The organism is Novosphingobium sp. 9, from assembly GCF_025340265.1.
Classification (GTDB): domain Bacteria; phylum Pseudomonadota; class Alphaproteobacteria; order Sphingomonadales; family Sphingomonadaceae; genus Novosphingobium.
In genome coordinates this window covers 147,501-162,234 of the sequence record NZ_CP022708.1, presented here as the reverse complement: position 1 = coordinate 162,234, position 14,734 = coordinate 147,501, and the positions used below count along the sequence as shown (strand labels likewise).

The following is a 14,734-nucleotide window of genomic DNA, read 5'->3' as shown; positions in this document are numbered from 1 at the left end:
GCCGACCTTCCCTCGTCGCGCCTTTTTTCAGGTCTGCGGCGAGGGAAAGCCTGCCAGACGCTGCTTCATGGAGCGTTGCCGATGTCCGAACATGCGATCCGATCCATCCTTATCGTCGGTGGCGGCACGGCCGGATGGATGGCCGCCAATCTGCTGGCGGTCCGCCTCAAGGGCCTGCCGATTGCCATAACCCTTGTCGAAAGTCCCGAGATCGGAACGGTCGGCGTGGGGGAAGCCACCGTGCCCGCAATCCGCGATTACCTGCGCGCGATAGATGCCGATATCTTCGACGTCATGCATCAGACCCAGGGCACCGTGAAGCTGGGGATCGAATTCCGCGACTGGTCGGGCCGGGGGGAGAGCTTCTTCCACCCGTTCGGTCGCTACGGCGCCGATGCCTTCGGCGTCCCCTTTCACCAGTACTGGCTCAAGCGCCGCGCGGCTGGCGACAGGACGCCGCTGGCACACTACTGCCTGCCCACCCGGCTGGCGATGGCAGGGCAGGTCCTGCTTCCCGCCGAGCCAGTGCCCAACGATCTGGGCAACTTCGACTGGGCGATCCACTTCGACGCGGGTCTGTTCGCCGCCTACCTTTCCCGCCGCGCGCGCGACGAGCTGAACGTCCGGCATGTGCAAGGCAAAGTACGTGACGTGACGCTTCACCCAGAAAGCGGCGACATTACCCATGTCGTGCTGGAGGACGAGCAGGTTCTGGAGGCAGACCTGTTCGTCGATTGCTCGGGATTTCGCAGCCTGCTGCTGGGTAGTGCGCTTGGCGTGCCGTTCGAGGACTGGGGCGATCTGCTGCCCTGCAATCGCGCGGTCGCCATGGCATGCGTCCACGGCGATGCCATCACCCCCTATACCCGCGCGACGGCACGGACGGCAGGCTGGCAGTGGCGCATCCCGCTCCAGCACCGGGTCGGCAATGGCTATGTCTACGACGGCAGCCTGATCAGCGATGACGAGGCGACGGCGGTGCTGCTGGGCTCGCTCGAAGGCGAGGCGCTCAGCCAGCCCAACCTGCTGCGTTTCCGCGCCGGACACCGCGTGCGGATATGGGAACGCAACTGCGTGGGCATCGGACTGGCGGCAGGTTTTCTGGAACCTCTGGAATCGACCAGCATCACCCTGATCCAGAGCGGCATCGAGCGCCTGCTGAACCATTTCCCCGACCGCGGCTTCGCCCCCGCCCTCGCTGCCGAGTTCAACCGGATCACGACGCTGGAATACGCGCGCATCCGCGATTTCCTGCTGCTGCACTACTGGGCCAACCGTCGCGATGGCGAAACGCTGTGGGATCGCGCCCGTGGGCTCGATCTGCCGGATACACTGCAAGCGCGGATCGCGGCATTCACCCAGGCGGGCAAGCTGCCGCGTCTCGAATGGGATACGTTCCAGCCGCCGAGCTGGCTGTCGATGTTCGCAGGGTTCGACCTGCTGCCTGTGCGCCACGATCCGCTGGCCGACCGGATGGCCGACACCGATCTCGCCACCGCCTTTACCCGCATGGACGAGGCCCTGACGCAGGCCAGCGCTGCCGCGCCATCCCATGCCGACTTTCTGACCGGGACCGGCGCCGCAACAGCAGCGCCCTCCCCCGTCCATCGCCCTCAACAGGTTGCCCAGGAACAGACATGACGAAATCCCGCTCGCCCCTCTCTCATCGCCGCCTGTCGGCCGCCGGCCTGATGGCCGCCTCGGCGCTGACCTGCGCCTCGGTTGCGCTGGCGGAGAGTGCAGCACCGGACGCCTCCCCTCCTCCGGCATCCGGTGCTGCACTCTCCGCCGGAGCGCCCGCGAATGCGGCCACGGCGCATCCGGCACTCTGGCCCAGAGCGCACAGCGTGGGTCTGGTCGATCCCGAGACCGAGGCGAAAATCACCGCGCTGATGGCGCGCATGACGCTGCACGAGAAGGTCGGCCAGATGATCCAGGGCTCCATCGCCTCGGTGAAGCCCGAAGACTTGCGCGAATACCCGCTCGGCTCGGTGCTGGGCGGAGGCAACGATCCCCCGCTCAGCGGCAACGATCGCGGGCCGGTGGGTGACTGGATCGCGACTGCCGATGCCTTTCGCAAGGTCTCGCTGGAGCAGCGCCCCGGCCATGTGCCCATTCCCACGATCTTCGGAATGGATTCCGTCCACGGCAATTCCAACGTGTTCGGCGCCACGATCTTTCCGCACAACGTCGGACTCGGCGCGATGCGCGATCCCGCGCTGATCGAGAAGATCGGCGAAGTGACCGCCGCCGAGAGCGCCGCTTCGGGCTTCGACTGGGCCTTTGCGCCGACCGTCACCGTACCGCAGGACGACCGCTGGGGCCGCGCCTTCGAGGGCTATAGCGAACGCCCCGAAATCACCCGCGAATATGCCGCCGCCATGGTGCGCGGGCTTCAGGGGGCACCGGGAAAAGGGCGCATCCAGAACGGACAGGTCGCGGCCTCGATCAAGCACTTCCTCGCCGATGGCGGCACGCACGACGGGATCGATCAGGGCGATGCGCAAGTGTCCGAGGAAACGCTCATCAAGGTCCATGCTCCCGGCTACATCGGCGGGATCGATGCAGGCGCGATGACGGTCATGGCGAGCTTCTCGTCATGGAACGGCGTGAAGAACCACGGCAACACCTCGCTGCTGACCGGCGTGCTGAAAGGCGCGTTCGGGTTCCAGGGCTTCGTGGTGGGCGACTGGAACGCACACGGCCAGATTCCCGGCTGCACCAATGCCGATTGCGCACAGACCTTCAACGCCGGTCTCGACATGGCCATGGTCCCGCAGGACTGGAAAGCGCTTTACGAGAATACCGAGCATGAAGTGCGCGAGGGCAAGATCCCGATGTCGCGCATCGACGATGCCGTGCGCCGTATCCTGCGGGTGAAGTTGAAGCTCGGCCTGTTCGATCCGGCGCGGCCCTTCGAACACCAGTCGCAGCTAGGCATTCCGGCGCATCGTGCGGTGGCGCGGCAGGCGGTGGCGGAATCGCTGGTGCTGCTCAAGAACAACGGCGGCCTGCTGCCGATCCGGCCCGGCCAGCGCGTGCTCGTGACCGGCTCCCATGCCGATGACATCGGCCTGCAATCGGGCGGCTGGACCCTTTCGTGGCAGGGCACCGGCAACACCAATGCCGATTTCCCCGGTGCGACCACGATCTGGGCAGGCCTCAAGTCCGCCATCGAGAAGGCAGGCGGCAGCGCCACGCTCAGCACCGACGGCACGGTCCACGGCCCGCGCCCGGATGTTGCCGTGGTGGTGTTTGGCGAGACACCTTATGCGGAAATGGTCGGCGACATCTCGACGCTGGAATTCCAGCCGGGAGACAAGCAGGCGCTGGCGCAGTTGAAGGCCCTGAAGGCGCAAGGCATTCCCACCGTCTCGGTGTTTCTGTCCGGCCGTGCCTTGTGGGTGAACCCGGAGATCAACGCCTCCGATGCCTTCGTCGCCGCCTTCCTTCCCGGCTCGGAAGGAGAAGGCATCGCCGATGTGCTGGTGGCCGGACGCGACGGCAAGCCCTCTCACGATTTTCGCGGCAAGCTCAGCTACTCGTGGCCAAAGACGGCGGCACAGTTCGCGAACAACGTCGGCCAGCCGGGCTACGATCCGCAGTTCGCTTACGGCTACGGCCTGACCTACGCCGATCATGTGACGGTTTCCCGCCTCAGCGAAGAGGCCGGTCTCGACGCCTCGCTGGCCAACATCTCGCTCTATTACCGGCCCGGACGTTTCGTGCCTCCCTGGAAACTGGAGACGCAAGGCGCCGTCGAGGTTCGCAATGTCGACGGCGCGGGGAAACAGGAGGGCGCACGGCAGTTCGCGTTCACCGGCCCGGGGCAGGCTCGCATCGCAGGTCCGCAAGTCGATCTGGGGCGCCAGACCAACGCGCAACTGACGCTGCGCGTGAACTATCGCCTCGACAGCGGTTCGCTCAAGGGCGCAACTCTGGGCCTTGGCAAGGCCCGGCTGGACGCCGCGCAAGTGTTCACGGCCCCACCCGGCCAGTGGGGCAGCGTGAAAGTGCTTCTCGCGTGCTTCCAGCAAGCGGGCGCCGACATGAACCGCGTTTCGCAACCTTTCGTGCTCGATGGTGACAGCGGCCTGACTTTCTCGATCGCCGATGTCGAACTGGATGCGGACCCCACTGGCGCCGTCTGCCCCAAATGAGAGCCCCGATGTCCCTGAAATCACGCATGCCCCTGCTTCGCGCCGCGCTGTTGACGCTCTTGCTGGCGCTGATCGCCCGTCCCGCACTGGCGGACGACATCGACCCCAACCGGCTTCCGCCTTCGCTCGATCCCGCGCGCCACGCCAACGGGCTGGCACTCACCCCGCCGATGGGCTGGAACAGCTGGAACCGGTTCGCCTGCAACATCTCCGAACAGACCATTCGCGATACTGCCGATGCCATGGTTTCATCGGGCATGAAAGCGGCGGGCTATCAGTATGTGGTGATCGACGACTGCTGGCACGGGGCGCGGGACGACAAGGGCTTCATCACCGCCAATGCCAAGGCGTTTCCCCACGGTATCAAGGCGCTGGCCGACTATATCCACACCAGAGGCCTGAAGTTCGGTATCTATTCCGATGCCGGAAGCAAGACCTGCGGCGGCCGCCCCGGCAGCCAGGGGCACGAGTTTCAGGATGCCCAGACGTATGCCGGATGGGGCGTCGATTACCTGAAGTACGACTGGTGCTCCACCGGATCGCGCGATTCCCAGGAAGCCTATGCACTGATGGCGGATGCCTTGCGTGCCACCGGGCGCGACATCGTATTCTCGCTGTGCGAATGGGGCAGCACGCGTCCCTGGCTGTGGGCGGCGAAGATCGGCAATCTGTGGCGCACGACGCCCGACATCACCGACAAGTGGAGCGGCAAGCATGGTTATGCCCTGGGCATGACCGACATCGTCGATCTCAACGAACCGCTCTGGCCCTTCGCCGGGCCCGGCCACTGGAACGACCCCGACATGCTCGAAGTGGGCAACGGCGGCATGACCGACACCGAGTACCGCAGCCATTTCTCGCTCTGGGCGATGATGGCAGCACCGCTGATCGCGGGCAACGATATCGCCGCCATGACACCCGGAACCGCTGCAATTCTGATGAACCGCGAAGTCATCGCGGTCGATCAGGACGCGCTGGGCCGTCAGGGGCGGCGCATCTCGCGACAGGGGGACGGCGAAGTCTGGGTCCGCACGCTGACGGACGGGCGACGGGCAGTGCTGCTGTTCAATCGCGGCGATGCGCCGATGCGTCTGTCGGTCGACTGGTCTCAGTTGGACTACAAACCGGCCGCCGTGCTGTCGGTCCGCGATCTCTGGGGCCATCGCGATCTGGGCAAGATGTCGAAATCGTGGTCGGCGCAAGTTCCCGCACACGGCGTATCGATGGTGGTTCTCACCCCTTGAATGCGCAGGACTCTTCGATTGCTATGATTGAGGAACTCTTGAAGCGGCTTCGCGACGAACCACCTTAACGGGGCACGTCACCGCCCTGCCCGTCTTCAGCGCCCGTTTGGCACACTCCTTGAGCGTAGTCTCATTCCCCTTCACCGCTCCCGCCATCTGCAGCACCTCCCACCGCTCCGGATCTCCCTCCTGCAGCAACCGCATCCCTGCATCGGCCACGCTCATGCCCAGATCGCTGGCCGTCCTCCTCCCGCGAGGCGGCTGCCGCGCGGGCCATCTGCTGCGCAAAGACCTCCGACGTCATCACCGGCACCTCCATCCCAAAGGTACGCGCCACCATCTATCGGGTGCATGCCATGAAGCGGGCAACGACCAGGCGATGACGCCGGGAAGGAAGGACCACAGGACGATTCCTGCCAGCAGCCCTGCGATACCGGCTTGAACGAAGCGCAGATGTTGACGATCGCGACTCGCAGATTGCAGCACGTCGGCGCCCCTACAATCCGAGCCCCTGCCCCGTCCCAGCCCCAGGCTGCTCGCAAGATCGTCGCCCAACGAGCGCCCGGTGGTGAACCTGATGCCGAGTTGCTGCTTGCGTTGGGCCAGCACCGATTCGAGCTGAGGATCGCGATGGAGGTTGTGGGCAAGGTCTGCCATCACCGCCCGGGTTTCCCGGCGGGCGCTCATATGGCCTGCCACATACTGCTGCTCGCTCTTCGTCCTGAGCGCCGTCCAGTTGGCGACGAACCGGTCGGCACGCAGTTCGGGATCGGTGCGCAGTTGCGTCTCCAGCTGCAGCGCACGCACTGCCCGGTTGATCCGCCCCTATGCCGCTTCATGGGCCAGCTCGGGCTCCTTCACGTAGGCTTTCTCGGCATCGTGTGCGCCGTAGGGGCGCAGCGCCTCGAAGTGGGTGCGCGAGGCTTCGAGCTCGGACCATTGCTCCGGGCTTGCCCGCTGCCCGGCCTCGCGGGCCTCGAAGACGGCAGCAACAGCGCGGGCATGGCGCTTCAAGGCCTCGGTCCGCTCTTCGCGCAACTGCATGGCGCGCGCCTCGGCTTGTGCCTCTGCCGAGAGTTGCGGGGCAGATGCCGAGGCCGGATTGGGCTCTGGCTCCAGCGTGCGCCGCACATGATCGGGGAGCTTCAGCACCAGACCATCGAAGCGCCCCTTGCGCGGGGCCCCGGTGTCCGGTGTCCTGGCCGCCGACTCTCTCTTGGCCGGCGGCGCATGGACGGGGCCTGCCTTGCCCGGATCGATGAGCGGACCACTGGGCAGGCGTAGCCCATCGAAGCGGCTGCGGGATGTACGGCCCGCCGGTTCGACCTGCCGAACGTGCGCCTCCTCCTCTGGCGTCTTGCCATAATCCGTCGCCATGTCCTTGCCGCGATCCCGGCTGAGCGCGCGCGCCAGCCTGGTGTGATCGGCAAAGTCGTCCTGCCCATAGTGCAGCTCGACCCCGGCCCGGTGCCGGGTCAGGGCCACATAGGCACTGTGACGATCGAGACCTGGCGTGGCCAGGACATGGACGCGGTCAACGGTCATGCCCTGTGCCTTGTGAAGGGTGGCGGCATAGCCGTGATCGAGCCGGTCATAGTCCTTGAGGTCGAAGGCTACGCAGGTGCCATCGTCGAGGGTCACGCCCATGGCCAGTGCATTGACGCTGCGCACAGTGCCGAGCGTTCCATTCTTCACCCCCAGACTGCGCTCGTTCTTCAGGAACATCACCCGGTCTCCCGTGGCAAAGTCGCGGGTGCCGCGCTCAACCTGCACGCGCACGTCCTCGCCCAGATCGCCGGCCTCGCGAAGACGCTGGCGGGCCTCGTCGTTCAGCCCCGCCGGCCAAGGCGGGACGCACCTGCAAGGCTGCAACGAAGTGGAAGACCCGGTCCGCCCAAGCGGCCGGGTTGCGCCCCGGCGAGGCGGGGCTATCGGGTAGCGACGCCCCCGTCACCTGGAGCCGCCAAGCCCAACGCCCAACGCCCCCGCGTGCCCTCACGCGGCGACCGCAGGGCGCGCCTGCACCGCGGGGCGCTCCCAAGCGTCGGGCGATCGTTACGGCTATGCCGACGAGACCCTTCCGGGGGCTCGGCCGAAGCGCAAGCGGAGGTAGAGCGCGGCCAGGGCCGCAAGGGCCCGGGACGCCCGGACTGTTCCTGATGTGTCGGCGCTGATGATTGCCAGCCTTCCGACACTCACAGCGCTTGAAGGATCACAAGGCGCAAACCGCTGCAGGTGTCAGTGGATCGTCGCCCAACCCTCGGCATCATCGTCGAGGAACGTATCCATGCCTTCCAGTTCGCCTGTACAATTCTCCAAGCTGCAGCCTCCCCCTTTCCGCCAACGAGATGCACGTTGTCATCGACGATCTCCGGCACCCCCGAAGTATGGGAAAATCGTGACCGAAGCTTGGCGGTGGCATTACAACAAAGTCAGGCCACATAGCTCATTGGGCTATCGGCCGCCGGCCCCGGAAATGCAACGCCGCCATGGCCGCCCTCCGGTTCCGCTTCGCCCCACCCAAGGGCGGCAATAGCGTCGGAGGCGATCATGCACTAACAATCAACCCGGACCACTCGCTGAGCGCCGATCAGGCCTTTATCGGCCCTCTTGAGTCTAGCTTTGAGCTGTTGCCCTAAAAAATGCATCCTGATGCAACCCAGACGTAATCAAAGGCATTATAGCTGATGCCATTGATTATCTTGCTAAATGCAAGGCCGACCCGGCTACGCTGAGAGTTCGCCCCAACCCCTTAACCAAAGGAGCCAGCACCCATGGAATATCGCCTGCTCGGCCGATCCGGCCTCAAGATTTCCATGCTGACCCTGGGCACCATGACGTTCGGTGGACAGGGTGCTTTCGCCAAGACTGGTAACACCGATATGCAAGGCGCCCAACGCCAGATCGACATGTGCCTCGATGCCGGCGTCAACAGCATCGATACCGCAGATATCTATTCCGCCGGCATGTCGGAAGAAATTATCGGCGAGGCGCTGACTGAAGGCCGCCGGGAGAAGTTGATCCTCGGCACCAAGGTGCGCTTTCCAACCGGCTCCAAAGGCCCGAACGAGCGCGGTCTTTCACGCCATCACATCGTGCGCGCCTGCGAAGACAGCCTCAAGCGCCTGCGTACCGATCATATCGATCTGTACTGGTGCCACGAATGGGATGGCCTGACCCCGTTGGAAGAAACCCTGGCGGCATTCGATGATCTGACCCGGTCGGGTAAGATTGGCTATGTGGCCGTTTCCAATTTCTCCGGCTGGCATGTAATGAAAATGATCGCGACGGCCGAGAGAGAAGGATTGATCCGACCCGTCGCCCAGCAAATCCACTATACCTTGCAGGCCCGTGAAGCAGAGTACGAGCTTCTGCCCATCGGCGTCGATCAGGGGCTGGGCAGCGTGATCTGGTCCCCACTGGCAGGCGGTCTGCTGTCGGGCAAGTACCGGCGCGGCAAACCCGAACCCGAAGGCACCCGCAAGGCGGCAAACTGGAATGAGCCGCCCGTCCGCGACGTAGAGGCGCTTTACAACATCGTCGAAGCACTGGTCGAAATTGCAGAGAACCGCGAGAACACTTCGCCTGCGCAGGTCGCTCTGGCCTGGTTGCTGACCCGCCCTTCCGTTTCCAGTCTCGTGATCGGCGCCCGCAACGAAGAACAGCTGGCCGCCAACCTCGATGCGGCACAGACTATCCTCAGCACCGAAGAGGTGAGCAAACTGGAGGCGGTCAGTCGTCCGCCGCTGCTCTATCCCTACTGGCACCAGCTGGACAGCGCCTCTGACCGGCTGTCCGCCGCTGACCTGGCGCTTATCGGGCCGCATCTGGGATGAGGCTGTTACGCGCTTCTGCATCGCACATCGTGGTTTCGTTCGCTGCACTGGGAATGACATCGTTTGCCCACGCCCAGACGCCATCTTCTATCCCTGCGGTGCTGGACAACACCGATCCGGGCTTCGCCGCAAGCGGCGAGGTCGAGATCGTCGCCGAGGTTCAGGCGCCCGATCCATCGGGTATCGCGGTGGTGAACGGGCGATTGTTCCTGACCTTTCCCAAGCATGACGGCGACCATCCGGGCCCGGTTCTGGCCGAATGGAAAGACGGCAAGCTTAGCCCCTACCCTTCGGTCGCGCTGTCGGCAGCCACCACGGGCAAGGCTGCCGACCGTCTGATCTCGCCCCATGGTCTGACCACCGACACGCGCGGACGGCTGTGGGTGATCGACGACGGCAAGATCAAGGGGCAGCCAATCCCTCCGGGCGGCGCCAAATTGCTGGGCATCGATCCCGCCACCGGCAAGGTCTTTGCCAAAGTGCTGCTCGATGACGCGACGCTGCCGGGCAGCCATCTCAACGATCTGCGCGTGGACCTCACCCACGGCGCTGCGGGTACTGCCTATATCTCGGACTCCTCGTTCGACGGGCATCCCGCGCTCGTGGTGGTGGACATCGCCAGCGGCCGCCAGCGCCGCGTGTTGAGCGGGGACAAGTCAGTGATGGCCGATCCCGGCTTCCTCACGTTCCTGGGGGGCAAGCCCCTGCGCGCCGACCCTGCGAACCCGAGCTTTCCGGGTGGCGGCGTGGACGGTGTAACGCTGAGCCGCAACAGCGACCGGCTCTACTATGCGCCGCTCAGCAGCCACCGTCTCTATAGCCTGCCTACCGCCCTTCTCGCCGATTTCTCGGTGGGCGATGCAGCCCTTGCCAAGGCGATTGTCGACGAAGGCGAAAAAGGCTCGGCCGACGGCCTTGCCTCCGACCCCTGGGGACGCATCTACACCACCGCAGGCGAGCATGATGCGATCTTCCGGCGCAACCTTGATGGCAGCTTTGACCTGATTACCCGCGATCCACGCTTCGTCTGGCCCGATGGTATCTTCGCGGACGGCCATTATGTTTACGTCACGCTTGGACAGTGGACACGGCTTCCCCGGCTCAATAACGGGCAGGACATGCGCAAACCACCATTTCTGGTGGCTCGGGTGCCTATCAATCCACCTGACTGACAAGCGCACTTACACGGTACATTGACCTGCCGGGCATCGAGCGCTGCCGGAATATCTCGAAGTTAATTAAAAAAGCTAGTCCTACCAGCGGATCGCCTGCTGGCAACAAACCGTTGTATTTCTGGACACCTTTTATCTTGATTTTAAGGACAAGAGGCGACGCGACAGTTGTTTCTCTGCCGAGCGTATTGGGCGGGGACGTGAAGCCGTGACCATGTTGCTAGCACAATCTGCATTCTTTGATCAGCGCATGAGATCCACCTGATCGTAACAGGCCATTGTGTAGACAGTCTTTCTACATTGACCCGCCCGAAAGGTTTGCAGTCTCGCTGCTTTGAAAGGCCAGATGCGGATCTTGTAGCCTTCGCGGAACACAGGCCTTACCGGCAGAATTCAAGTCCTCTCTTCCTTAAAGGGCCCGAAGAGCGAAAAATGCATCACGCATTTCAGCATTAATCCGATCATTCGGCGTCTTGCCTTCCAGCTGAATATTCCGCGGGAAACATTCCCGGCGGAATATTCATCGTCTGCGCTTGCAGGGTGGCAGGCTGATGAAATTAACGCTCGCTATGTTTGATTAGTTGCATTTGCACATGGCGGCAAAGCGCATAAGTGCACTTTGAATTGCGATGCAAGATGCGGTCGGGCTTGCTGTCCTTGGCCAACGCTCACTTCGCGAGCCGCAAAGCGGCACGCGCAAGCTGTTGCGCTTACAAAAAACAATATACAATTCGGGTGCAAATATAATGGGCAAATCGTCTCAGAGACATAAATGCGGGCGGCGGGGATTGCGTCGGCTTGTCATTTCTACCGCAGCTATCCTTTCCTTCAGCCCCGAAGGCTTCGCGGGTGTGGCGCAAGCCCAAGACGCGGACGATGTCGCAATACCTGCCAGCAAGTGGGGAGATACTATCGGCGGGGACTGGGGCGGTGTCCGCTCTGATCTCGATGACAAGGGCATCGATCTCAATCTTTCCTACGGCAACGAGTTCGCGGCAAACGCCAGCGGCGGCACGAACAAGGATGCCACCGCCATCGGCCAGGTCACAGCGGGCGTCACATTGGATATGGACAAGATCGCGGGGTTCCGGGGTGGATCGCTCCATGGTACGATCACCTATCGGCACGGCCCCAGTCTGGTTGACAAGGCAGGGCTTGATACCTTGCAGCTTGTGCAGGAAGCTTGGGGACGCGGCCAGACCTGGCGCCTGACCGAGTTCTACTGGGACCAGCAAGTCGCCCCCGGCGTGGATATCAAGGCGGGCCGCCTGACGATGGGCTCGGACTTTGAATCGCTGGGCTGCGACGCCCAGAACCTGACGTTCTGCGGCGCCGCCGTCGGCAACCTGGTCGGCGATTACTGGTACAACTGGCCGGTCAGCCAGTGGGGCGCGGTCGGAAAGGTCACACGTCGCAACTGGTATGCGATGGCAGGGGTCTATGAGGCCAATACCCACAATCTGGACAACAATTTCGCCCTGAACCACGCCGGCGCGGACGGCGTGACCGTACCGGTCGAATTCGGCTGGATTGCGCACTTGGGGGCACACGGCCTTCCCGGCGTCTACAAGATCGGTGGTTGGTACAACACGCAACATGCCGATGACCTGCAGTTGGCGGTTGATCACCAACTGGTGGGTGACCGTGATATCGACCCACTGCGTCGTAAGGGACGCTACGGCGCCTATATCGCGATCCGCCAGCAGTTGACCGGCACATATGTCGACGATCCGGTCAAAGGCCCTACGACAACCAGCGGCCTGAGCATCCAGCTCAACTACACGCAGGCCGACCGCCGCACCGCGCGGACCGACGATCAGGTGACTGCCGCAGCGATCTGGACCGCGCCTTTCGCCGGCCGACCCGAGGATGACGTGGCACTCTTCGTGGGCCGTACCAACGTGAACGCCCGCGCGGCCTATGCCGAACAACTGGCCGATCCGCGCAGCGAGCGAGCGCATGCCGAATATGTCGGCGAGTTCTATTATTCGCTGCACCTGATGCCCGGCGTCATGCTGCGCCCCAACGTGCAGTACATCGTCGATCCGGGCGGTTACCGCTCACGCACGGACGAGGTCATTCTTGGCCTGAAGAGCGCCTTTACACTTTGAGATTTGTCGTCGTGCCTCCCCCTTCCGGCGGGAAGCACCGACTTTGTTGATGTTCAACAGGAACTGAAAACCATGGAAATACTCAGCGCGCCGGGAAGCGCCCCCCGTTCCCGGACCGGCCTGTGGCTGAAAATCACATCAGTGCTCGTACTGCTGATCGCTGTCGTCCTTGTGGTGGCAGGTGGCTGGCTGGCAGCACTCGGAGGCTCGGTCTATTACGTCATCGCGGGTGCCGCGATGGCGGTCACGGCATTGCTGCTGTGGCGCGGGCATCGCTTCGCCTATCCGCTTTATGCCCTTATCATCGCCGCAACGATGGTCTGGGCCGTGAGCGAGGCAGGGTTCGATTTCTGGCGTCTGGCGGCGCGGGGTGACGTCCTCGTTCCGCTCGGCATCTGGCTGCTGCTGCCCTGGGTGGTGCGCGCGCATCCGGCAGGGACGCGTCCCTTACGCTGGCCGCTGGGTGCGGTTCTGGCGATCGCGGTGTGCATCGTCGGCTTCTCCCTGACGCGTGACAGCGTGGCAACGGTCGGAAATCTTCCCGGCGTTTCCGGTCCGGTGAACCTGGCCGATGGCATGTCTCCCGATGACTGGCAGGCCTATGGCCGCGACAATGCCGGGAAGCGGTTCTCGCCGTTGACGCAGATCACGCCGGAAAACGCGGATAAGCTACAGGTCGCCTGGACGTTCCGCACCGGCGACATGCCCGCGCTGGGCAAAGCCGATCCGGTGGAGAGCACTTTCGAGGTGACCCCGATCAAGATCGGCAACCTTGTCTATCTGTGCTCGCCCCACCAGATCGTCTTCGCGCTTGATGCCGCCACCGGCAAGCAGGTGTGGAAGTATGATCCCAAGTTGCAGGCGAACAACACTTTCCAGCACCTGACCTGCCGTGGCCTGGCATACCATGCCGCGCCCGCCAATGCGGTTGATACGCAGGGCAAGCCGGTTCCCGCACAGTGTCGCCAGAGCGTCTTCCTGCCGACCAACGATGGTCGCATGATCGCGCTGGACGCACTGACGGGGCGCCCTTGCGAAGACTTCGGCGCACACGGCACGCTCAACCTCAACCAGTCGATGAACGTCACCGAAAAGGGCTTCCTCGAAGGCACCTCGCCGCCGGTGGCGACGAAGCAGATCCTGATCGTCACCGGGGCGGTGACGGACAACTATTCCACGAACGAACCTTCGGGTGCGGTGCGTGGCTATGACATCTATACCGGCCGCCTCGTCTGGGCCTGGGATCCGGGCGCGAAGAACGAAAACCAGCTGCCTTCGGCTACGCACCACTTCACGCCCAACTCGCCCAACTCGTGGATCGTATCCTCGGCGGACGAGAAGCTGGGTCTGGTCTATATCCCGACCGGCGTGGAGACGCCCGACATCTTCGGCGGCAACCGCAAGCCCGATAACGAGCGCTATGCCAGCTCGATCGTCGCGCTGGACATCGCCACGGGCAAGCGCGTGTGGTCCTACCAGACCGTGCACCATGACCTGTGGGACATGGACGTGCCTTCGCAGCCGACGCTGATGGACGTCCAGACCGCACACGGCATGGTCCCGGCGATCTATGCCCCCGCCAAGACCGGCAATATCTTCGTGCTGGACCGCCGCACCGGCAAGCCCATCGTGCCCGCGCCTGAAAAGGCCGTGCCGCAGGGCGCTGTCGCCGGAGACTGGCTCTCCAAGACGCAGCCGTTCTCCGAACTGTCGCTGCGTCCCAAGGATAACCTGACCGATGCAAACATGTGGGGCGCGACGATGTTCGACCAACTCGCCTGCCGCATCATGTTCAAGCGTCTGCGCTACGAAGGTCCGTTCACGCCGCCCTCGCTGCAGGGAACGCTGGTGTTCCCCGGCAATCTGGGCATGTTCGAATGGGGCGGCATCTCGGTCGATCCGCAGCGCCAGATCGCGATCACCAACCCGATGACGGTTCCCTTCGTCTCGAAGCTGATGAAGCGCGGTCCGGACAACCCTTCGCATCCCACCAAGGACCACCCGGCGGGTAGCGAAACCGGCGTGCAGCCGATGTACGGCACGCCTTATGGTGTGAACCTGAGCGCCTTCCTTTCCCCGCTGGGCATGCCGTGCATGCAGCCGCCATGGGGCTATGTCGCCGGAATTGACCTCAAGACCAACAAGGTCATCTGGCAGCATCGTGTCGGGACGACACAGGACGCAGGCCTGCCGCTGCCACTCAAGATCGGC

9 protein-coding genes and 1 pseudogene (1 of these 10 running past the window's edge) are annotated in these 14,734 nt (G+C 63.8%); 8 read left to right on the top strand and 2 right to left on the bottom strand.

Annotated elements, in window-relative coordinates; genetic code table 11:
* Positions 1–81 precede the first annotated feature (81 nt).
* Genes CI805_RS15335 through CI805_RS15325 form a run of 3 tightly spaced genes read left to right on the top strand, consistent with a single transcriptional unit; the run spans position 82 to position 5,404 of the window.
* A complete protein-coding gene (locus tag CI805_RS15335; RefSeq protein ID WP_260928982.1) occupies positions 82–1,641 on the top strand; it encodes a tryptophan halogenase family protein in 1,560 nt (519 codons plus the stop codon).
* Positions 1,638–4,160 carry a glycoside hydrolase family 3 protein gene (locus tag CI805_RS15330; protein ID WP_260928981.1) on the top strand — a complete coding sequence of 841 codons (2,523 nt, stop codon included), beginning with the start codon at positions 1,638–1,640 and terminating at the stop codon, positions 4,158–4,160. The genes CI805_RS15335 and CI805_RS15330 overlap by 4 nt, the downstream gene beginning before the upstream one ends.
* Before the next feature lie 26 nt (positions 4,161–4,186).
* Positions 4,187–5,404: an alpha-galactosidase gene (locus CI805_RS15325; RefSeq protein WP_260928979.1), complete on the top strand. Its 1,218-nt coding sequence runs from the start codon at positions 4,187–4,189 to the stop codon at positions 5,402–5,404.
* 303 nt (positions 5,405–5,707) lie between these two features.
* Here CI805_RS15325 and CI805_RS15320 read toward each other — a convergent pair whose 3' ends face one another.
* Both CI805_RS15320 and CI805_RS15315 read right to left on the bottom strand, forming a co-directional pair.
* A complete protein-coding gene (locus CI805_RS15320; RefSeq protein WP_260928978.1) occupies positions 5,708–6,211 on the bottom strand; it encodes a hypothetical protein in 504 nt (167 codons plus the stop codon).
* 18 nt (positions 6,212–6,229) lie between these two features.
* Complete coding sequence (locus tag CI805_RS15315) at positions 6,230–7,276, bottom strand: hypothetical protein (RefSeq protein WP_260928976.1); 1,047 nt, start codon at positions 7,274–7,276, stop codon at positions 6,230–6,232.
* Between the two features lie 520 nt (positions 7,277–7,796).
* On the opposite strand from CI805_RS15315, the pseudogene CI805_RS15310 reads away from it, so the two are divergent.
* The 5 genes and pseudogenes from CI805_RS15310 to CI805_RS15290 all read left to right on the top strand — a co-directional run.
* Positions 7,797–7,963 (top strand): annotated as a pseudogene (locus tag CI805_RS15310) (integrase core domain-containing protein); the annotation flags it as partial.
* Positions 7,964–8,178: 215 nt separating this feature from the next.
* On the top strand, positions 8,179–9,240 hold the full coding sequence (locus CI805_RS15305; RefSeq protein WP_260928974.1) for an aldo/keto reductase: 1,062 nt from the start codon (positions 8,179–8,181) through the stop codon (positions 9,238–9,240).
* A gap of 98 nt (positions 9,241–9,338) precedes the next feature.
* Positions 9,339–10,412: a major royal jelly family protein gene (locus CI805_RS15300; protein ID WP_260928972.1), complete on the top strand. Its 1,074-nt coding sequence runs from the start codon at positions 9,339–9,341 to the stop codon at positions 10,410–10,412.
* Between the two features lie 851 nt (positions 10,413–11,263).
* Entirely contained in the window at positions 11,264–12,523 is a 1,260-nt protein-coding gene (locus tag CI805_RS15295; RefSeq protein WP_260928971.1) for a carbohydrate porin, read from the top strand.
* A 72-nt stretch (positions 12,524–12,595) separates the two neighbouring features.
* Positions 12,596–14,734 carry the 5' portion of a membrane-bound PQQ-dependent dehydrogenase, glucose/quinate/shikimate family gene (locus CI805_RS15290; protein ID WP_313958583.1) on the top strand. Its footprint extends 150 nt past the window's final position, so only the first 2,139 of its 2,289 coding nucleotides appear in the window; it begins with the start codon at positions 12,596–12,598; its stop codon lies off the right edge, out of view.

What these genes read in the sequence shown, in the direction of transcription:
- CI805_RS15335 (WP_260928982.1), top strand. Translation starts at nt 82, where the DNA reads ATGTCCGAACATGCGATCCGATCCATCCTTATCGTCGGTGGCGGCACG.
- CI805_RS15330 (WP_260928981.1), top strand. Translation starts at nt 1,638, where the DNA reads ATGACGAAATCCCGCTCGCCCCTCTCTCATCGCCGCCTGTCGGCCGCC.
- CI805_RS15325 (WP_260928979.1), top strand. Translation starts at nt 4,187, where the DNA reads ATGCCCCTGCTTCGCGCCGCGCTGTTGACGCTCTTGCTGGCGCTGATC.
- CI805_RS15305 (WP_260928974.1), top strand. Translation starts at nt 8,179, where the DNA reads ATGGAATATCGCCTGCTCGGCCGATCCGGCCTCAAGATTTCCATGCTG.